17 protein-coding genes are annotated in these 21,632 nt (G+C 35.0%); 15 read left to right on the top strand and 2 right to left on the bottom strand.

Annotated features, from left to right (window positions below):
* The first annotated feature begins 1 nt into the window (after position 1).
* The 13 genes from ABDV71_RS00355 (at position 2) to ABDV71_RS00295 (ending at position 14,344) form a co-directional block, all read left to right on the top strand.
* A complete protein-coding gene (locus ABDV71_RS00355; protein WP_343530402.1) occupies positions 2 to 1,120 on the top strand; it encodes an N-acetyl sugar amidotransferase in 1,119 nt (372 codons plus the stop codon).
* A gap of 12 nt (positions 1,121 to 1,132) precedes the next feature.
* A complete protein-coding gene (locus ABDV71_RS00350) occupies positions 1,133 to 2,308 on the top strand; it encodes a glycosyltransferase (protein ID WP_343530401.1) in 1,176 nt (391 codons plus the stop codon).
* 44 nt (positions 2,309 to 2,352) lie between these two features.
* Positions 2,353 to 2,943: an acyltransferase gene (locus ABDV71_RS00345; protein ID WP_343530400.1), complete on the top strand. Its 591-nt coding sequence runs from the start codon at positions 2,353 to 2,355 to the stop codon at positions 2,941 to 2,943.
* Between the two features lie 177 nt (positions 2,944 to 3,120).
* Complete coding sequence (locus ABDV71_RS00340; protein WP_343530399.1) at positions 3,121 to 4,149, top strand: EpsG family protein; 1,029 nt, start codon at positions 3,121 to 3,123, stop codon at positions 4,147 to 4,149.
* A gap of 5 nt (positions 4,150 to 4,154) precedes the next feature.
* Entirely contained in the window at positions 4,155 to 5,237 is a 1,083-nt protein-coding gene (locus ABDV71_RS00335) for a glycosyltransferase (RefSeq protein WP_343530398.1), read from the top strand.
* A complete protein-coding gene (locus tag ABDV71_RS00330; protein WP_343530397.1) occupies positions 5,216 to 6,019 on the top strand; it encodes a glycosyltransferase family A protein in 804 nt (267 codons plus the stop codon). Before ABDV71_RS00335 ends, ABDV71_RS00330 begins: the two co-directional genes overlap by 22 nt.
* Positions 6,020 to 6,613, top strand: a complete 594-nt coding sequence (locus ABDV71_RS00325) for a DapH/DapD/GlmU-related protein (protein WP_343530396.1) — start codon at positions 6,020 to 6,022, stop codon at positions 6,611 to 6,613.
* A gap of 2 nt (positions 6,614 to 6,615) precedes the next feature.
* Positions 6,616 to 7,749 carry an NAD-dependent epimerase/dehydratase family protein gene (locus ABDV71_RS00320; protein WP_343530395.1) on the top strand — a complete coding sequence of 378 codons (1,134 nt, stop codon included), beginning with the start codon at positions 6,616 to 6,618 and terminating at the stop codon, positions 7,747 to 7,749.
* Between the two features lies 1 nt (position 7,750).
* Positions 7,751 to 8,779 carry a hypothetical protein gene (locus ABDV71_RS00315; protein ID WP_343530394.1) on the top strand — a complete coding sequence of 343 codons (1,029 nt, stop codon included), beginning with the start codon at positions 7,751 to 7,753 and terminating at the stop codon, positions 8,777 to 8,779.
* 6 nt (positions 8,780 to 8,785) lie between these two features.
* A complete protein-coding gene (locus tag ABDV71_RS00310; RefSeq protein ID WP_343530393.1) occupies positions 8,786 to 9,682 on the top strand; it encodes an NAD-dependent epimerase/dehydratase family protein in 897 nt (298 codons plus the stop codon).
* A 51-nt stretch (positions 9,683 to 9,733) separates the two neighbouring features.
* Positions 9,734 to 10,723, top strand: a complete 990-nt coding sequence (locus tag ABDV71_RS00305) for a glycosyltransferase family 4 protein (protein WP_343530392.1) — start codon at positions 9,734 to 9,736, stop codon at positions 10,721 to 10,723.
* 51 nt (positions 10,724 to 10,774) lie between these two features.
* Complete coding sequence (locus tag ABDV71_RS00300) at positions 10,775 to 12,715, top strand: nucleoside-diphosphate sugar epimerase/dehydratase (RefSeq protein ID WP_343530391.1); 1,941 nt, start codon at positions 10,775 to 10,777, stop codon at positions 12,713 to 12,715.
* Positions 12,716 to 12,721: 6 nt separating this feature from the next.
* On the top strand, positions 12,722 to 14,344 hold the full coding sequence (locus ABDV71_RS00295) for a gliding motility protein RemB (RefSeq protein WP_343530390.1): 1,623 nt from the start codon (positions 12,722 to 12,724) through the stop codon (positions 14,342 to 14,344).
* 52 nt (positions 14,345 to 14,396) lie between these two features.
* On the opposite strand, the gene ABDV71_RS00290 is transcribed toward ABDV71_RS00295, so the two are convergent.
* Both ABDV71_RS00290 and dxs read right to left on the bottom strand, forming a co-directional pair.
* A complete protein-coding gene (locus ABDV71_RS00290) occupies positions 14,397 to 15,323 on the bottom strand; it encodes a GDP-L-fucose synthase (RefSeq protein WP_343530389.1) in 927 nt (308 codons plus the stop codon).
* 39 nt (positions 15,324 to 15,362) lie between these two features.
* On the bottom strand, positions 15,363 to 17,291 hold the full coding sequence (gene dxs / locus ABDV71_RS00285; protein ID WP_343530388.1) for a 1-deoxy-D-xylulose-5-phosphate synthase: 1,929 nt from the start codon (positions 17,289 to 17,291) through the stop codon (positions 15,363 to 15,365).
* A gap of 174 nt (positions 17,292 to 17,465) precedes the next feature.
* On the opposite strand from dxs, the gene glyA reads away from it, so the two are divergent.
* The gene (glyA, locus tag ABDV71_RS00280) at positions 17,466 to 18,737 is read left to right on the top strand and encodes a serine hydroxymethyltransferase (protein ID WP_343530387.1); all 1,272 of its coding nucleotides are present in this window, start codon (positions 17,466 to 17,468) and stop codon (positions 18,735 to 18,737) included.
* Between the two features lie 27 nt (positions 18,738 to 18,764).
* On the top strand, positions 18,765 to 21,524 hold the full coding sequence (locus ABDV71_RS00275) for a PAS domain S-box protein (protein ID WP_343530386.1): 2,760 nt from the start codon (positions 18,765 to 18,767) through the stop codon (positions 21,522 to 21,524).
* Positions 21,525 to 21,632 lie beyond the last annotated feature (108 nt).

The raw sequence follows: 21,632 nt of genomic DNA, 5'->3' as shown, positions 1-21,632 counted from the left end.
AATGACCACAAAATATCAAATATGCACTCGTTGCGTAATGGATACGACAGATCCTGATATCATATTTGACAATAACGGAATATGCAATCATTGTCATATGCACGATCTACAAGTAAAAAAAAATGTCATTTCAGGAATTGAGGGGCAAAAAAGACTTAAAGAAATTGTATCTAAAATAAAGGAAGAAAATAAAAATAAGAAATATGACTGTGTTATCGGCGTTAGTGGAGGGGTTGATAGCACTTATGTAGCTTATAAAGTTAAGGAGATGGGATTAAGGCCATTAGCGGTTCATCTTGATAATGGTTGGAATTCTGAACTAGCCGTAAAAAATGTAGAAAATATCTGTCGGAAATTAGAAATTGATTTACACACAATTGTTTTAGATTGGACTGAATTTAGCGACCTACAACTGTCATTTTTAAAAGCATCGACCCCCGACTCTGAAATTCCAAGTGATCATGCAATTGTGGCTTCATTGCTTGACACAGCAAAAGAAATAGGGGTGAATTATATCATTGCTGGACATAACGTTCGTACTGAAACTCATCTCCCTGTCGCTTGGTCACAGGGACACACAGATTGGGGATATATTAAAAATGTACAGAAGCGATTTGGAAAAATTGAACTTAAAACATTTCCCCATTTGAATTTTTTTGAATTCTTTTTCCCTCCTTACGTTAAAAAATTCGTCAATATTCTTAATTACCTAGATTTTTCAAAAACAGAGGCCATGCCCATCTTAGAAAAGGAACTTGGATGGAAATACTATGGTGGGAAACATTACGAATCAATATATACCCGATGGTATCAAGGCTATTGGTTGCCTGCTAAATTTGGATACGACAAACGCAGATCCCATTTATCTAGCCTAGTTTGTGCGGGAGAATTAACTAGAGAACAAGCATTGTCAGAGTTAGAAACTAACACTTATACCCCAGAACTACAAAAAGAAGATACGGCATATGTCTTAAAAAAGTTCAACATAAATCAAAATCAATTAGATGAAATCTTTTTTAGCCCTAAAAAGACATATTGGGATTATGCGCCTTATGCCAGATTATATAGAACATCTCTATATCGCGGCCTAAGATCTATTTATCGCAAAATCAAAAAATAGTTATATTTCTTCATGAAAAAAGTATTAGTGATCGCTACATATTTCCCTCCTGCGGGTGGTATTAGCACATTTCGCGTGACTAAGTTTGTCAAATATTTAGGCGAATTTGGTTGGAAGCCAGTGGTGGTAACTATTAGTGAAAAATCTTACAATGAATGTAAGGTTTTAATGGATAATAGTTTGCTAAAGGATTTACCCGAAGATTTATCAATTCACAGAACAAATGTTTCTAATATTAATAAATTAATAAAAGATCCTAGTATAAAATGGCTTTATCCGCTATTTTCGGGTATTAAAAAGATCATTGAAAAAGAAAAGCCAGATCTTTTGTTTGCAACTGGTGATCCTTTTTTTCCGTTACTTGTAGCGCCATTTGTTAAACGTTTTTATGGCGTTGAATATATTATTGATCTACGTGACCCTTGGAAATTAGCAGCACCAGAAAATACTTTTAAAGCTCGATTAAGGCGTCCGTTAAACAATTTATTGGAACCTATTGTTATTAAAAATGCTAAGAAAGTTATAGTGGTTTCTGAAATAATGGCTCAGCAGTACAGAGATGCATATCCGAAACGGGCAGCAACAGATTTCATCGTGATACCTAATGGATTTGACCCTGACGATTTCGATCCAATCCCTGCAGTAGCTTTTACAGACTTTACAATTGTCTATGCTGGTAAGTTTCTAGCAGAATCATCTTTTCGTAATCCTCTCTATTTCTTGCAAGCATTAAAAATACTCCAAAAACGAAACTTACGTATATGCTTCAAGCATATCGGACAAATGAATAGTCATCTTGTGAATTTAGTCGATGAAATTGGGCTGGTAGATCAATTTGAGTCAGTTGGACAGCTTAGCTATTACGATACAATTTCCTATATGAAAGGAGCTAACGCTCTTCTCTTGATTGGAAGTGGAGCTGAAACAGAACAAACTGGGAAAATTTTTGATTATTTAGGATGTAAGCGTCCTATTTTGGCGCTAGCTTCGAAGAAAGGTGGTATAGCAGATGTTGTTAACGATTTAGATGAAATTACTTTGATGGAGAATGAAGATCCAATCAAAATTGCCGATGCGATTTTTAAAATCTACTTAACACAAAGTAACCTGCCAATTGAAAGGGCTAATATTTCTAAATATCTTCGCAGAAATTTAACGTCTGAATTGTCAGAAGTATTTAATCAATAAAGTTAGGATAATATATATTGGTTTTCAAAAATGGCATAAAAAATATGAAGATGCTAAAAAATATTATACTTTTTTCTTACAACTTAATTGTATCCTTAATTGCGTTGCCGTTCGCAGTTATTCTAATTTTAATGGGAAAGTTAGCAATTTATGCTAGTTCTTATTCAGAAGTCTCTTTAATCGCATCAAAAATACCATTCTTATTGGGGCAAAAAATCAGATTCTATTATTATAAAGCTACATTGAACCATTTAGGAGAGAAAGTTGTATTTATGTATGGAAGTTTTTGCCAATATCCTAACGCATCTATCGGCGATAGGGTTCATATAGGATATTATAATGCCATAGGTGACGTAATTATAGGTAACGATGTAATTGTTGGGGGATTCGTCAATTTTATCAGTGGTACAAATCAGCACTCGTACGAAGATCCCACTCAGAAAATAAGCATTCAAAAGGCTGCGGGAAGATCAACAATTAACATTGGATCAGATGTATGGATTGGTAGTAATGCTGTTATTGCAGCAAGTATTGGAGATAGATGTGTAATAGGTGCTGGGAGTGTCCTTGTTAAATCAGCCGAAGAACATAGTATATATGCAGGTAATCCAGCAAAGTTGATCAAAAAAATTTAATAACATATTGTTTTGCAATACTTTGTGTAAGAGCTTATGATTGAAAATTTGCATTTCAATTTCTATAATACGTAATAATGGAATGCATTTAAAGTCTTTCTTCAACCTATTTTACCCAAAATACTTGTCTAAAAGTCTTTGAGCTTTAAAATTCTGTCATAATTCGGTGACTAAATAATGATTTATTTAATAGTTTGTTTATTCATAATCCTATTAGGTTATATAGAGATTCTAGAAAACTCACGCGTATCCGCTTCTTTATATGGCATTTTTGTTGCGTTTATTATGGTTGCAATGGCAGCATTACGTACTAATGTTGGACCAGATTGGCAAGCTTACTATGAGTTTTATATTCATGGAGCGGAGGGCACTGAAGCTGGTTACCATTTTTTAAATGATCTTTTTTTTGAATTTGGGATTCATTATAATGTATTTTTATTATTCATCAATACTTTATCTTTAATACTTATATACTTAGGCTTACAGAAGCATGCAAAATTTTTGATATTCCCAATTTTGTTATTTTACTGTGAGCTATTTCTTTATTTTAATTTTAGTGGTATACGACAGGCATTGGCTATTTCATTGACTATTTACAGTACGAGATTTATCATTACAAGAAGTTTTTGGAAATTTTTGGCGATAGTTGTCTTAGCAACCTACTTTCACAATACTGCTATCGTTTTTATTATCGCATATTTTATTCCTTTTAGAAAGTTAACGAAAAAGGAATATTTTATTCTACTACTCGGGTTTCTTTTATTTTCAACATTGATATTTTCAATTGTAAATTTATTATCGGGTAGCCTAGCTGCAAAGGCAATGTATTATTTGGAATTCCAAGAGCGGGATCCGAATATTAAAAGTTTGTTTGTAATTGGAACTATAAAAAGAACTATGATAATAGTTTTAGTATTATTTTTCGGGAAAAAAATGTTGGAAGATAAAAATTCAATATTTTTTTTTAACATTTATCTTATAGGGTTTGGTATGTACTTAGCAACTTATTTGATATCAGCAGATATTGGTGTTAGGTTAAGTAGTTATTTTTTAATATTTGATTTGTTTTTAGCAGGTAATTTATTATCAGCGAATTATAAATTGACGACAAGGTTATTAATAGCTACTATCCTTTCCTTAATTGCGTTATATAAAATTACGACATATATGGCTATGGAAACTTATACCTACCATTGGATATTCTGAAAGACATGAAAAATATCGTGTTTTACTTTAACAGTATGACCCCGGCTGGGGGAATTGAGCGTGTAATAGCTACACTAGCCAATAAATTTTCGGAGTTTATGGAGGTTACTATTTTAGTAAAAGATAAAGCTTTTAGCCATTACCCATTAAATTCGAAGATTAAAATCGAAAGCCTAGATAATGAAATCAAGTTTGACTTGAATAGTAAACTTAATAGGATAAAAGAAGCTGGACGTAATTTAATAAGTAGCAAAAAAAAGCTTAAAAAATACCTCTCCAACAATAAGTTTGATTACTATTATATTGCCCATCCGCTTAATGTTTTAGAGTTTTATTTAGCAAAAGGTATTAATAAACAAGTAATAATTACCGAGCATGGCGGTATAGATGCTTATAATAAGATATACAAAGGGCTAAAAAAATGGTTATATCCTAAAGCAAAAACCTATGTAGTTCCAACAAAAACAGATACAAGATTGTATGCAGACTTAGGTTTTCCATCAGTATATATTCCACACTTCAAATCGGCATTAATTTACTCTAAAAGCTTGCAAGATAAAAAAATTGCCATTACAATTGGCCGAATGACAGAAGCTAAAAGACAATGGATTTTAATAGACTTGTGGAACAAAATTGTACATACTCATAAAATATTAGATTGGCAATTGCATATTGTTGGAGATGGAAATCTTAAAGAAGAGTATGTAAAAAAAATTGAAAAATTTCAATTGAAGGAATATGTTACCATCCTTCCGCCCATAAAAGATGTAGAAAACTATTATAAGGAAGCTTCTTTCTTTTTGCTTACCTCCCAATCAGAAGGTTTTGGAATGGTAATTTTAGAGGCCATGTCATTTGGGTTGCCTTGTGTAAGCTACGATTGTCCGGCTGGACCTAGAGATATGATTACTAACAATGCGGATGGTTTTTTAGTTGAGATGGATAATTTTGAAGCATTAGAAAAATCTACTTTAGAGATGATTACTAATCGTGAAAAGATGCTGGAGTTTGGCGAGCAGGCTTATTTAGTAAGTAAGAAATGGGATGATAATAGCATATTAAATGAATGGAAAAAGCTATTGAATTGAAGAAAATATCTGTAGTTATACCTATGTATAACTCGTCAAGAACTATCGAAAGGGCACTGCTATCTGTTGTTTCACAACTCTATAAAGGAACAATAGAAGTAATTATAGTAAACGACGGCTCTAAAGATAATTCGGCAGAGGTGGTAAATAACTTTATCCTTAGATATCCAGATTTTAATATCAAATTAATTAACCAACAAAATGGAGGGGTTTCTAAGGCAAGAAATACAGGACTAAAGAATGCTACAGGAAATTATATTGCATTTTTAGATTCTGATGATGCATGGTTTCCGGAAAAATTAGAAATACAAATAAGCTATTTAACATCTGATATGTCAATTGATTTTTTAGGCGCCTCGTTTGATGGATTTGGTTTAGAAAATAAGCACATAGGAGAGTTAATAAAGATAGATTTTAAAGATCTATTGTTTAAAAATTATTTTCAGCCATCTACCGTTTTCTTTAAAAAAGCAATTATAGATAAAATAGGTTTTTTTGACGAAACTCAGAAATATGCAGAAGAAGGAAACTATTTTATGAGAATTGCTAAGGAATTTAATTGTTTCTTTCTAAACAAAAGTCTTATAACTTTTGGGGATGGTAAGGCAGGGTTTGGTGAAAGTGGGTTAAGTGCCAATTTGAAAGAAATGGAAAAGGGAGAATTGAAAAACCTAAAATTTGTATACAAACAAGGCTGGATTAGCCCAATATTATATGTCTTGGCAGTTTGTTATTCCTTATTAAAATATTTTAGAAGAATTCTAATCGTTAAGTTTAGATAAATGTCGTTTTTTAAAAGATATACATTTTTGCAGTTATTGTCTCTTGTTTTTTGTAAAATAAGAACAAGATTTATATTTGAAAATGCCCGTATCATTCGTTTTCCAATTGATATAAGAGGTAAAAAATTTATTAAAGTATCAAAAGGATTTACCACAGGGGTGGGCTGTAGAATAGAGGCTTATCCAGAAAATAACCAAACAACTTTATTTTTTGGAGAAAATTTCCAGATGAACGATTATGTTCATATTACTGCAATGAAAAAAGTACATATTGGAAATAATGTGCTCATTGCCAGCAAAGTATATATATCAGATTGTTCGCATGGTAGTTATGCTGGAAATCAAGATGACTCCAACCCAAATTCTATACCTAAAGATAGACCATTATATTCAAAATCTGTAATTATAGAAGATAATGTGTGGATAGGAGAATTTGTATCTATCTTGCCCGGAGTTACCATTGGTAAAGGTACCATTATTGGTGCAAACTCGGTAGTAAGCAAAAGTTTACCCGAAAACGTAATTGCCGTGGGCTCTCCAGCAAAGGCAATAAAGCAATTTGATTTTGAAATCCAACAATGGGTAAAAATATAAAAATGAAAAATATACTAATTACCGGCGGAGCTGGATTTATAGGATGTAATTTAGCTTTAAAATTAATCAGTAAGGGCTATGTAATAACTGTGCTTGATAATTTATCAGAACAAATTCATGGTAAAGATGCCGAGCATACATCACCTCTTTATATTAGCATAAAGGATAAAGTTAAATTTATTAAAGGAACTGTTACCTCAAAAGCTGATTGGCAAGAGGCTATAAAAGGACAAGATGTAATTGTACACTATGCCGCCGAAACAGGTACTGGCCAATCTATGTACGAAATACAGAAATATGTTGATGTAAACATAAACGGTACAGCCATACTTTTAGATTTATTGGCTAATGAGCCTCATCAGGTTAAAAAGGTTGTAATTGCGTCATCTAGATCTATATATGGAGAAGGCAGATATAAAAGTAAAGAACTAGGTTTTGTTTATCCGAAACATCGTACAGCTAACTTCATGGATAATGGAGATTTTGAGGTAAAATATCCAAACTCAACAGCGTTAGAATTGGTAGCAACCGATGAAGATTCTAAAATCCATCCGTCATCTGTTTATGGTATTACCAAACAAAATCAAGAACAAATGATTATGACGGTTTGCCCAACTTTGGGAATTGCACCTGTTGCTTTCCGATACCAAAATGTATATGGACCTGGGCAATCTTTAAAAAACCCGTATACTGGTATTCTTTCAATTTTTTCTACTCAAATAAAAAATGGTAATGGCATTAATATTTTTGAAGATGGAAAAGAAACCCGAGACTTTGTTTTTATAGATGATGTAGTAGATGCTACTATTTTAGGTATAGAAAAAGACGAAGCAAATAATGAGGTTTTTAATGTAGGTACTGGTGTTCCAACTGATGTAATAACGGTAGCTAATGGGCTAATAAATAACTACGGTGTTAATGTCCCAGTATCAATTAATGGTAATTACCGTTTAGGAGATATTAGACACAATTACGCGGACTTAACAAAAATTAATTCTAAACTAGGATTCGAACCCAAATTTTCATTCGAGCAAGGGCTTAAGCAATTTACCCATTGGGTAAATACACAAGAAGTTGAGGAGGATAGATATACAAAATCTATAGAAGAAATGAAAGCTAAAGGGCTTTATAAATAAAATGACATTAGAAAATAAGCTTTCTGGTAAAAATATAATTTTCTTTTCAGTACAAACTTTTAATTTGGAAAAGGAGATTAAAAACAAACTAGAACAACTTGGAGCCAAAGTGTATTACTATGATGAAAGGCCATCGAATAGTAATTTTACAAAGGGTATTATTAGATTAAAAAGGAGTGTTTATCAAACCAAAATCAATAATTATTATAAATCAATACTCAATGACACAAAAGACTTAACGCTCGATTTTTTATTTGTTAATAGAGGAGAGGTAGTTCCAGCTTTTTTCCTCTCTCAGTTTAGGGAATTGCATCCAAAATGTGAATTTATTTTTTACACTTGGGATTCTTTTACAAATCACGTTCACCCCACTACAATTTTGAGTTATTTCGATCGAAAATTAACTTTTGATCCAGAAGATGCTACAAAATACAAAATTGATTTTAGACCTCTGTTTTATCTTGATGCATTTAAAAATTTACAGACAGACAAGATAGAAAACGATATCCTATTCTTAGGAACTGCACACTCAGATCGGTATAGAATTAGTACACAAATATTTAATTGGGCAGACACCCAAAAAAAGACCATGTTTTGTTATTATTACATGCATGGGCGTTTAGTATATCTTTATAAAAGGTTGTTTGATGTCACGTTTAAAGAGTTTGATTATAAAAAATTAAGTTTTAAGTCTTTGAGACTGGTAGATATCATAAAGCTCTACAAAAAATCGAATATTATTTTGGATATCAATCATCCTCATCAAAAAGGATTAACCATGCGTACATTCGAAGCAATTGGCGCAAGAAAAAAATTAATAACAACAAATAAAGAGATTGCTAAATTTCCATTTTACTCTAAAGAAAATGTTCAAATTATAGAGCGAGAAAACGTAAAACTTGAAGAAGATTTTTTTAAAAGCAATTATATAAATATTGATAATGATTTATATAAAAAATTATCTTTAGAAGGGTGGTTGTATAATATCTTTGTTGATAGTGAGGAAGATTTTTGGAATAAATGCAAATAAAAAAAAATGAAACTTTCAATTACAGGCTCCTCAGGCTTCGTAGGCCAAAATCTTCTGAACTATCTGCAAGATTTTTCTATCCATAAAATTGATCGCTTGCAGTTAAATAATCCAAAAATCCAGCAATTCAACAATTCTGAAGCAATTATCCATCTTGCAGGCAAAGCGCATGATCTAAAAAAGACATCAAATCCTGAAGAATACTATCAAGTTAACTTCGAATTGACAAAGAAGCTTTATGATGTGTTCTTAAAATCTGATGCAAAGAAATTTATCTTTATTAGTTCTGTAAAGGCCGCGGTAGATAGCGTAGAAAATATTCTCACAGAAGATCATCAACCAAAACCTAAAACAGACTATGGTAAATCTAAGTTAATGGCTGAACAATATATTCAGTCTCTTGAGCTTCCAGAAGGAAAATCCTATTATATTCTTAGACCTTGTATGATCCACGGTCCAGGAAATAAAGGTAATTTGAATTTGCTATATAAATTTGTTCAAAAAGGTATTCCATACCCTTTGGCTGCATTCGATAATAAACGTTCATTTTTAAGTGTAGAAAACCTTTGCTTTGTGATCAAACGGATTCTTGAAAAAGAGATACCTTCGGGAGTGTATAATGTATCCGATGATGAGGCGTTATCGACGAATGAAGTAGTAGAAATTTTAGCAAATTCCTCAGGTAAAAAAGCTAAGCTTTGGAAAATTCCTTCGAAATTGATATCAGGAATAGCTAGATTGGGTAATGTTTTAAGATTGCCTTTGAATTCTGAACGACTTCAAAAATTAACGGAAAGTTATGTGGTAAGTAATGCTAAAATTAAAACAGCGCTAGGTGTGGAGCTCCCAAAAACGACTTTAGAAGGTTTAACTATTACTGCAAAATCTTTCAATAGCCAATAACTAGCCTCAACATCCTAAGAAGCATAGAATAATTTATTTATTTCAAACCTAATGCAAATCTCAATTCTACTGATATACTTAATCACTTTTTTAATTTTAGAGCTTGTCTATTTCAAAATCGCCGATCGATTTAATATCATCGATAAGCCTAACCACCGCAGTTCACACACCAGTATCACTATCAGAGGAGGCGGCATCATTTTTCCTATAGCCATTTTGGTTTACGCATTAATTAACGGCTTTCAAAGTGCTTATTTTATCATTGGTTTGCTGGCCATTTCAACCGTTAGTTTTTTAGATGACATTTTAACCCTAAATAATAAAGTTCGTTTAAGTGTACATCTTTGTTCGGTTCTACTATTATTCCTTCAATGGGATTTATTCAGCCTAAGTTGGTATTGGGTATTAATCGCCTTAATATTTGTAATCGCCACCATTAATGCCTACAATTTTATGGATGGCATCAATGGCATTACAGGGGGGTACAGCTTATTAACTATCGCTACGCTGTATTATATTGATCAAAATGTAATCAGTTTCACCTCAGCTGAACTTTTGTTAATCGTTGGATTAGCGTTATTGGTGTTTAATTTCTTCAACTTTAGGAAAAAGGCGAAATGCTTTGCGGGAGATGTTGGAAGTGTAAGTATTGCTTTTATCATTGTCTTTTTAATTGGACAATTAATTCTAAAAACACAAAATATATCCTATATCCTTTTATTATTGGTTTATGGTACAGATACGGCTTTTACTGTTTTATTTCGTAAAATAAGAAAGGAAAATATTTTTGAAGCGCACAGAAGTCATTTCTATCAGTTTTTATCTAATCACATGAAGTATTCTCATTTATTAGTTTCATTATTATATGTAGTGGCGCAATTATTGATAAATGTTTTGCTGATTTTACTAACTGGCGAAACTATGATTTACACTCTACTTTTGTTCTTTGCCTTTATTGTGATATATCTTTCTCTAAGATTAAAGCTTGAGGGAAAAAAAAGGCTGCTGCTCTCTTACGATAAGCATAGTTCACAAATGTAAAAATTTTGCTAGACCATGGTTTTGTTGTACCTTTATTTAAAATAGCCTGTTTTGTTTGGTAAAATAAATATCGTCCCTCGGTGGATTATCTTTCTCCTAGACTTGGGCATTTGCTTAGCTTCGCTCACTATTGCCTACGCAGTCAAGTTAAACTTGGCATTGTCTGATATTAATGTCGTTGAATTTAGTAGGAATATTCTCATCCTCACTGCTATTAATATCATTGTATTCTTCAATGTGAAAACCTATGCCGGAATTATTCGGTATACCAGCGCACAAGATACTTTTAGGATACTTTTTGCAGTGCTGATTAGTAATGGTGTATTTTCTTTCCTGAATTTTGTCATCACAGCGCTTGGGTATCATCCTTTTATTTCTAGCACAGTACTTATTATCAATTTACTTACATCATTCCTTTTATTGATTACATATAGAGTACTGATTAAGTATTTCTTTATGTATATCAAAAATCTGAATCTTGATAAACGTAAAGTGATTGTTTATGGTGCCGGGGAAGCAGGATTGGCTACAAAGCGAACTTTTGATCATGACGGCAAGGTTAATAAAACCATTATGGCTTTTGTAGATGACGACGAAAGAAAAGTGGGTAAAGCTATTGATGGTATCAAAATATTAAGCGCCCAACGCTTGGAACAACTTATCCGCGAACATGAAGTGGATGAAGTAATTTTTGCATCTTATACCATCCCTCTAGAGCGAAAAAATAAGATAGTTGATGTATGTCTAGAAAATGATGTTACCGTTCTAAACATTCCTCCTGCTGACGCTTGGGAGGGTGGAAAACTTAACAGGTCACAAATACAAAACATTAATATTGAGGATCTTCTGAATAGAAAGCCGATTGAAATAGACGTAAAGAGTTTACAGGCACAATTAAGAGACAAAAGGATTTTAATAACGGGAGCGGCCGGTTCTATCGGAAGCGAAATCGTTCGTCAGTTACTTAACTTTGATGTTGGTCTTATTATTCTATGTGACCAGTCTGAAACTGCTCTACATAATATATATATCGAATTAGAGGAAACTTATAAACATAATAATTTTCATGCGTTTATTGGCGATGTAAAAGACGCAAAAAGAATGAAGCATCTTTTCGAGATGTATAAGCCTCACTATGTATATCATGCCGCTGCTTACAAGCATGTTCCTTTAATGGAAGATAATCCTTCGGAAGCCATTAAAAATAATGTATATGGAACCAAAATGATTGCGGATCTTTCTGTGAAATATGGTGTGCAGAAATTTGTGATGGTATCTACGGATAAAGCTGTAAACCCTACCAATGTAATGGGAGCCTCAAAACGTATTGCTGAAATCTATGTGCAGTCACTAAATAATTCTCTTACACAAAAGAACTTTATCTTTAGCAATGGTCTAAGCTATATCAATGATTTAGAAGTTAAACCTATTACCAAGTTTATCACTACCCGTTTTGGCAATGTTTTGGGGTCTAATGGTTCTGTAATCCCGCGGTTTAAACAACAAATAGAAAAAGGCGGACCAGTAACGGTTACTCACCCCGAGATTACTAGATACTTCATGACTATTCCGGAAGCCTGCAGATTAGTGCTTGAAGCAGGTTGCATGGGTAATGGGGGAGAGATTTATGTATTTGATATGGGTAAATCTGTGAAGATTATAGAGCTGGCGAAAAAAATGATTCGTTTGGCCGGATTAATCCCTAATCAAGACATTAAAATTCAATATTCGGGCTTAAGGCCTGGAGAAAAACTTTTTGAAGAGTTATTAAATGATAACGAAAACACCTTGCCTACCCATCATGAGCAAATTATGATTGGTAAGGTTCGGGAATATGTTTTTGATGATGTTGAACAACAGTTACAGACATTAGTGCAACATGCAAATGCTAACGATGACCGAAAAGTGGTTATTGCAATGAAGAAAATTGTAGCCGAATTTAAAAGCAAAAACTCTGTTTTTGAAGAACTGGATGGTGCGATAAATGACTAAGATTTAATGAAAAAATGTACAATATTGGCCGCTTTCATGGCCTTTTTTATTTTAAGTGCAAAAGCACAGGAAACTCCAGCTACAGCTAATCGAAACATACTACACGATTATCAATTATATCAAAAACTAAACCGTTCGGTTTATGATACTAATACTAAGTTCCATTCTTCAATTAGAGGGTTTTATGCAGATGATCCGAGACTTAAATCTACTTATGATTCTTTGATGAATTATGGTACTGATAGTCTCAATAGAAGAAGTTGGGTACACAGAAAACTTTTTCAGGAACATTTAATAGAAGTTAAGAATGAAGACTATCATATCTATGCAGATTTTCTTGGAGATTTTCAATTAGGAAGAGATTTTAAAGGCGATAGAACAACTTGGTTGAACACTCGAGGTTTTCAGGTTGGAGGAAACGTAGGAGAAAAATTCTCTTTTTATTTGAATGGCTTTGAAAACCAAGGAAAGTTTGCCGACTATGTAAATAACTACATCGTGAGCAATCAGGTAGTACCGGGTCAAGGCTATGGAAAATTAGCAACTGATAAGCAGGATTGGTCTTATGTGACGGCGTTGCTTTCTTATACACCTAATAAATACTTGAACTTTGCACTCGGATATGATAAAAACTTTATTGGTGATGGTTATCGCTCGGTTTTATTATCTGATGTTTCTTCAAATTATACATTTTTCAGATTGAGAGCCAGCTTGGGTAGTTTACAATATCAAACGATTTATGCTTATATGCTTGATCCTGGAGCGCCAAAATTGACGAACGATAGAAGATTGGGGGATAGGGGAAAATGGATGGCAGCGCATTACTTGGACTGGAATGCTACCAAAAGACTCTCCGTTGGATTTTTTCAAGCGGTAACTTGGGCTGATGCAGAGGTGGAAGGAAAACGAGGGTTCGATTTTAACTACATCCATCCTTTTATGTTCCTACGGCCAGTTGAAAATACTAACACCACTTCCCCGGATAAAATGAGATTGGGAATAAACGTGAAGTATGAAGTCTTGGAAAAGACAGCGGTTTATGGGCAGTTTATGTTTGACGAATTTACTGCAAAAGAGTTTTTTAAGGGTAACGGTTATTGGGCCAATAAATGGGCAATACAGTTGGGATTAAGAGGTTCTGATTTATTTAATGTAACTAACTTGAATTACTTAGCTGAATTTAATACAGCACGTCCTTATACTTATGCGCACTTTGATAGGTTATCTAACTATTCAAATTATAACCAGCCGTTGGCCCATCCGTTTGGCGCAAATTTTAGAGAGTTTTTAGGAATTTTGAACTATAGTGTTAAGAAATTTGACTTCCAAGGACAAGGTATATACGCAGCATATGGTTTAGATCCAGCTGGTTCAAATTTTGGAAAGGATATCTTTAAAAGCTATGACACTAGGTCTGTGCAGTACGGAAGCCACGTGGGACAGGGAATTTTAACCGAGCTTTATATGCTGCAAGGGAAGGTTGCTTACTTGCTCAATCCTAAATATAATTTGAGATTAGAATTAGGCGGTGTATTGAGACAGGAAAAGAATAGCTTGGGTAGCCATGGGACAGCTATGGTAACTTTTGGTTTGAAGACTAGCTTTAGGAATTTATACTACGATTTCTAAAATCGTAGAAATACTAACATAAACTAAAAAAAGGGCGCATATGCGCCCTTTTTTATTTCTTACTGAGATAATCTTGATAAGCAAGTTTCAGTCCTTCTTCTAATTCTATTTGATGTCTCCAGCCCAAATTATGGAGCTTTGATACATCCATTAATTTACGTGGAGTGCCATCTGGCTTGCTGGTGTCAAAAACAAGTTCTCCTTCAAAACCAACAGTCTTCTTAACGGCTAGAGCTAAATCTTTAATGGTTAGGTCTTCGCCTGTGCCAATATTGATGAGATTTGGCTCGTTGTAGTTCTCCATTAGAAAATAACAGGCATCTGCTAAGTCATCGGCAAATAGAAATTCACGCATTGGAGAGCCTGTGCCCCAAATGATTACTTCTTTGCTGCCATTGTTCTTCGCCTCATCAAATTTTCTAATCAGTGCAGGCAATACATGAGAATTCTCTGGATGATAATTGTCGTTGTAGCCATAAAGATTGGTTGGCATTACCGAGACAAAGTTGCAACCATATTGATCTCTGTAAGCATCGCACATTTTAATGCCCGCAATTTTCGCGATGGCATAAGGTTCGTTAGTGGGTTCTAGCAATCCAGTTAATAAATATTCTTCCTTAAGTGGTTGGGGAGCCAATTTTGGATAAATACAGCTAGAACCTAAGAACATCAGTTTTTTTACACCGTTTATGTATGATTGGTGGATTACATTGTTCTGTATTGCCAAGTTTTCATAAAGAAAATCAGCTCGGTAAGTATTGTTAGCAATGATACCTCCTACTTTTGCTGCTGCTAAAAAAACATAATCTGGTTTTTCTAGAGCAAAGAATTCGGCAACTGCTTGCTGGTCTCTGAGGTCAAGTTCCTTTGAAGTACGGGTTATGATATTTTGATAACCTTCTTTTTGTAATTTACGATAAATGGCAGAGCCAACCATTCCTCGGTGGCCTGCTACAAAAATTTTAGAATTCTTTTCCAATGTATAGGATAATTATTAAGCCTAATATGCTTATAGACACTAAGATGCCATTATTTTAGTAGGTCTGCTTACGGCAATTTTCTTTACTGCTTGAATAATTGAATTGGTATCGTAACCACATAACGCCCATAGCTCAGGTTGTTCGCCATGCTCTATGATTTCATCAGGAATACCTAACCTAATTACATTTGCCTTGTAGTTATGGTCGGCCATAAACTCAAGTACAGCGCTTCCCATTCCTCCCTGTAAACAGCCATCTTCAACAGTGATTATGTTTTTGAAACGTGTAAATACCTCATGAAGCAATTCTGTATCTAAAGGCTTTACAAAGCGTAAATCAAAATGAGCAGGATTAATACCATCACTATTAAGTTCTTTGCAAGCCTCAACTGCAAAGTTGCCCACGTGACCTATAGTTAAAATGGCAACATCCTCACCATCACATATTTTCCGGCCTTTTCCGACTTCTAACGTGTTTAATGCCCTTTTCCAATCTGGAAGAACACCACTACCTCTAGGATAACGGATGGTAAAAGGACCCATGTTTTCTTGTTGGGCGGTGTACATCATATTACGCAATTCTTCCTCATTCATCGGCGAAGCCACAACCATATTTGGGATGCATCGCATAAAGGCCAAGTCATAAGCTCCATGATGGGTCGCTCCATCAGCGCCAGCTAAACCTGCTCTATCCAGACAAAATACTACGTTTAGGTTTTGTATCGCCACATCGTGGATGACTTGGTCATAAGCCCTTTGCATAAAGCTAGAGTAGATGTTACAAAAAGGGATTAAACCTTGTGCAGCCAAGCCAGCTGAGAAAGTTACGGCATGTTGTTCGGCAATGCCTACATCAAACGCTCTGTTGGGCATGGCTTTCATCATAATGTTAAGTGATGAACCTGAAGGCATTGCAGGGGTAATTCCAACAATTTTGTCATTTGCCTCAGCAAGTTCAACCATGGTATGGCCAAAAACATCCTGATACTTGGGTGGTTGGGGTTTGTCTATTACTGGCTTTTTAATTTCTCCGGTAATTTTATCAAACAGGCCGGGCGCATGCCATTTGGTTTGGTCTTTTTCGGCCAACGCAAATCCTTTTCCCTTAACGGTAACACAATGCAGCAGTTTGGGACCTGGAATATCTTTTAGGTCCTTAATGATAGCAGCCAAGCGTTTTACATCATGACCATCTACTGGACCGAAGTATCTGAAATTTAAAGCTTCAAAAAGGTTACTTTGTTTAAGCAATGTTCCTTTAATGCTTTTTTGTATTTTTTTTACGTATTTCTGAGCGTTAGGGCCAAGTTCCGAAAGCTTGGTCAAAACGTTAAATACATCGTCTCTAAAGCGGTTGTATGACTTAGAAGTGGTAATGCTGGTAAGGTATTCTTTTAGGGCACCTACATTAGGGTCAATAGACATGCAGTTGTCATTCAAAATCACCAGAACGTTCGATTTTTCTATGCCAGCATGGTTTAAGCCCTCAAAAGCAAGTCCTGCTGTCATGGCACCATCGCCAATTACCGCAACATGTTGTCTGTCTTTTTCGCCTTTATAATGTGAGGCAACAGCCATGCCTAAAGCTGCTGAAATAGAAGTGGATGAATGGCCAACGCCAAAAGTGTCGTATTCGCTTTCACTAATTTTTGGGAAGCCGCTAATGCCGTTAATGATACGGTTGGTATGAAATTGGTCACGTCTTCCTGTTAAAATCTTATGTCCGTAAGCTTGGTGACCTACATCCCAAACAAGTTTGTCGTATGGGGTGTTTAAGGCGTAATGTAGTGCAACGGTAAGTTCAACCACACCTAAACTGGCACCAAAATGCCCACCATTAACACTCACAACATCGATAATATATTGACGCAGCTCTTGACAAATTTGTTCAAGATCCTGTTCCTTGTATTTTTTTAGGTCAGCTGGATAGTTTATCGTTGATAATAAGGGCCCTGTCTTAACTTCCATGTAATATTATAAAAGCACAAATTACGGTATTTTGTTTAACAAATTTATGAAGAATAATTTCAAATTACAGAAGAGCCTCGATCAATGTTGATGAGAATGACTTAGTTATACGAATTACGTCATTGTATAACCTAATAATTTGAGTATTTTTACCGAACAAACATAATTCCAATAATGAATAGAGATACATTAGTTTTCGACTTAATTAACAAAGAACTAGACAGACAAGAACACGGATTAGAACTTATCGCATCAGAAAATTTTGTAAGTAAGCAAGTGATGGAAGCGGCAGGTTCAGTATTGACCAACAAGTACGCTGAAGGACTACCAGGAAAACGCTATTATGGTGGTTGTCAAGTAGTGGATGAGATTGAAAATATTGCCATTGAAAGAGCTAAAAAGCTTTTTGGTGCCGAGTGGGTAAACGTACAGCCGCATTCAGGTGCGCAAGCCAATGCTGCGGTAATGTTGGCGGTTATTCAACCAGGTGATAAAATTTTAGGGTTCGACTTGTCTCATGGAGGTCACTTGACCCATGGTTCTCCAGTTAATTTCTCAGGAAAACTATATCAACCTTTATTTTATGGGGTTAAAAAAGAGGACGGTTTAATTGACTATGCAAAATTGGAAGAAATTGCTTTAGCCGAAAAACCGAAATTGATTATTTGTGGAGCTTCTGCCTATTCGAGAGAGTGGGATTATGCTTTTATTCGTAAAGTTGCTGATCAAATTGGTGCTTTGGTATTGGCTGATATTTCACATCCGGCAGGTTTTATTGCCAAGGGATTGTTGACTAACCCACTTCCTCATTGCCATATTGTGACCACTACTACCCATAAGACCTTAAGGGGTCCTCGTGGAGGTATGATCATGATGGGTAAGGATTTCGAAAACCCATTTGGTTTAAAAACGCCAAAAGGTGAAGTAAGAATGATGTCTTCTTTGTTGGATATGGCAGTTTTTCCGGGTACACAAGGAGGTCCATTAGAACATATTATTGCAGCTAAGGCTATTGCTTTTGGTGAGGCTTTAACTGATGAGTATGGTGATTATATTAAACAAGTTGGTGCCAATGCGCAAGCAATGGCGAAGGCTTTTGTTGCCAAGGGTTATGGCATTATTTCTGGTGGTACAGATAACCATTTAATGCTGATTGACCTAAGAAATAAAAATATCACAGGTAAACTAGCAGAAAATTCTTTAGAGAAGGCCGATATTACTGTTAACAAAAACATGGTTCCTTTTGATGATAAGTCGCCATTTGTAACTTCTGGATTTAGAGTAGGAACTGCAGCGATTACCTCAAGAGGTCTTAAAGAAGCTGAAATGGCTACTATCGTTGATTTGATTGACGAAGTATTGACCAACCCAGAAGATGAGCAAACAATAAATAACGTAAAAGAAAAAGTTCAAGCGTTAGTAAGTCGTTTTCCACTTTATAAATAGTTATATTAGGAAATCAGTTATCCAAATATGCTACAAGTCCCTTCTCCAAGTCAAAATCTGGAAGAGCAGCGTTTGGCTGCCCTTTATTCATATGACGTACTTGGAGAAGGCCTTGAAAACGAGCTTGATAATCTAGTTAAGCTCGCCGCTCAAATCACTTCGGTAAAAAAAGCCTACATCAGCTTTGTTGCGAAAGACACTATTGTTTTTAAAGCATCTTATGGCCTTATCACAAAGGAACGTATATTTAAAAGAAGTGACAGCATCTGTCAATATTCGATGTATCAGGACTTTTATGTTGCAGAAGACATTCGAGTTAATGATGACTTCATTGGCAACCCTTTGTTGCATTCGCAAGAAAACTTAGTCTTTTATGCCAGTGTCCCATTAGTTGATGCGGAGGGTTTTCCTTTAGGATGTCTGTGCATTGTAGATGACTGTGAAAGACAGCTAACTCCCCAGCAAATTGAAGCATTACAGACACTTTCCGTTCAAATTATTGCCCAACTTGCCTTACGTAGAAAAAACCTTCAATTAGTTGCTCAAACAAAGCGTGCAGAGGGTTTTGTTAACGTGTTTCAGGCCTCGCCAGAAATTCATTGTATTTTGAATAGAGAAGGCGATATCATGTTTGTGAATCAAGCAGTTCAAGCTATGTTGGGTTACAGCCCTCAGGAAGTACTAGGGAAAAGCATGTGGAGTTTTTGCTATAAAGAAGATATTTTAAGGATAGCTAGCCATATTGAAGAAGGGTTAAAACACGGTAACAAGCAATTTTTCTTAGACTTTAGAATTGTAGATAAAGAAAAGCAGGTAAAATGGCTAAGCTGGAGTATGGTCTCAAAAGATGAGAATTGGTACAGTTATGGCCGTGACATTACCGAAAAGAAACGATTAGATATAGAACTTACTCATTTATCCTTCGTTGCCAGCAAAGTAAACAATGGGGTGGTGATTAGCGATGATTATAATCGAGTAAGTTGGGCTAATGACGCCTTTACGGAAATTACAGGTTTTACGCTCGAGGATATTCAAGGCAAGCCACTTGGCGATTTAATTAGAGGACCAGAAACCGATTGGTCTGTGATTGAAAATGCGAGAAAACTGACAAGTGAAAAAAAATCGTTTACAGTTGATATTCTTGCTTATCGGAAAGATAAAACGAAAATTTGGTTATCTATTTACAGCACTATTATCTTAAGTGCAGACGGTGAGGTGGAAACTGAGATAGAGATCATTATTGATGTTACCGAGAAGAAAAAGGCAGAACAGGAAGTTGAGGTCTTGTCGACTGTTGCCAGTAAAACCCATACAGGAGTAACTATTTGTAATCAAAAGGGAGAGATTACTTGGGTAAACGATGCATTAGAACAATTAATTGGCTATTCTGCCCAAGAATTGGCTGGTAAAATGTTGGGAGATGTGCTCTCAACTGATGAAACAGATAGACGGGTAATATTAGAAGCAAGAAAAGCATCTGAGCATAAAAAGTCTTTCTCTATTGAAGTACTTGCACAGAAAAAAGACGGCACATCCATTTGGTTATCGGTTTCCAATACGCCTATCCTTAATGATAAAGGTGTTGTAGAACGCTATATTGAACTTATTGCGGATATTACTGAACGTAAGCAGGCCGAGCGAGATATTTTATTTGCGAAAGAACAAGCATTACAACTTAGCGAAGCCAAAGAAATGTTCTTGTCGGTAATGAGCCATGAAATACGTACGCCTTTGAATGCGATCATTGGTATGACTCATTTATTGATTGAAAATGATCCTAAACCTTCACAAACAGAAGATTTGAATATTCTCAAGTTTTCCAGTGAAAATTTGTTGAATATCATTAACGATGTACTTGATTTCACCAAAATAGAAACTGGAAATCTGAATTTGGAATTTTTACCAGTTAATCTTCACAATCTTTGTAATGATATTATTAGTTCGTTACAAGTAAATGCAAGTAAACAGCGCAATGTATTGAGCCTGAATTTTGACCATCAGGTGCCAGTACTGGTATTGGCCGATAAAACTAGACTTTATCAAGTATTGATGAATTTGTTGGGCAATGCTATCAAATTTACCACCAATGGTAAAGTAGAGCTGTCTGTTAAAGTGCTAACGGATAATGTGGGAGAATTGGAGGTTTATTTTGAAGTTCGTGACAATGGTATCGGTATTCCATCTGATAAAAAGGATTACATTTTTGAAACCTTTACACAAGCAAAAGCGGACATCTCAAGAAAATACGGAGGCACCGGACTTGGTTTGGCCATCACTAAAAAGTTATTGAAACTACACGGTGCCGATATAAAAGTTGATAGTGTTGAGGGAGAAGGTACCACCTTTTCATTCGTTATTAATTTTAAAAAATCATCGCTAACTGAATTACCAGAGCAATCTAAGGCTGTAATTTTTGAAGGGAAGCGAGTGCTGGTAGTTGATGATAATGAAATCAACACCCTCATTGCCAAACGTATTTTAATGAAATGGGGCTTGAATATTGATTTTGCCTCTGACGGTTATAAAGCCATTGAAGCCATTACTCAAAACAAATATGATCTAGTGTTTATGGATATCAAAATGCCTGGAATCAATGGATTTGAGACAACTATCATCATCAGGGAAATGGATGATGCTTATTATAAAAATCTACCAATAGTAGCGCTAACAGCCTCTACGTTGCACGACGAGGAAAATAAATTCAAGGAAAGTGGCATGAATGGACACGTGTTGAAACCTTTCAATCCCAGCGAGATTAAGAAAGTGTTGGCCCGCTATTTATCCTAAAAGTAAAGGGCCGATATCCCGAATGGAACTATCGACCCTTACCATCTAAATTAACGCTCTCGATATAATAAACGAGAACTAGGGTCGAAAAGTTTTTTAAAAAAGAAA

It is taken from the genome of Pedobacter sp., from assembly GCF_039594775.1.
GTDB lineage: Bacteria > Bacteroidota > Bacteroidia > Sphingobacteriales > Sphingobacteriaceae > Pedobacter.
Note: the sequence above shows the minus strand (reverse complement) of the source record. Positions and strands in the feature narration are given on the sequence as shown.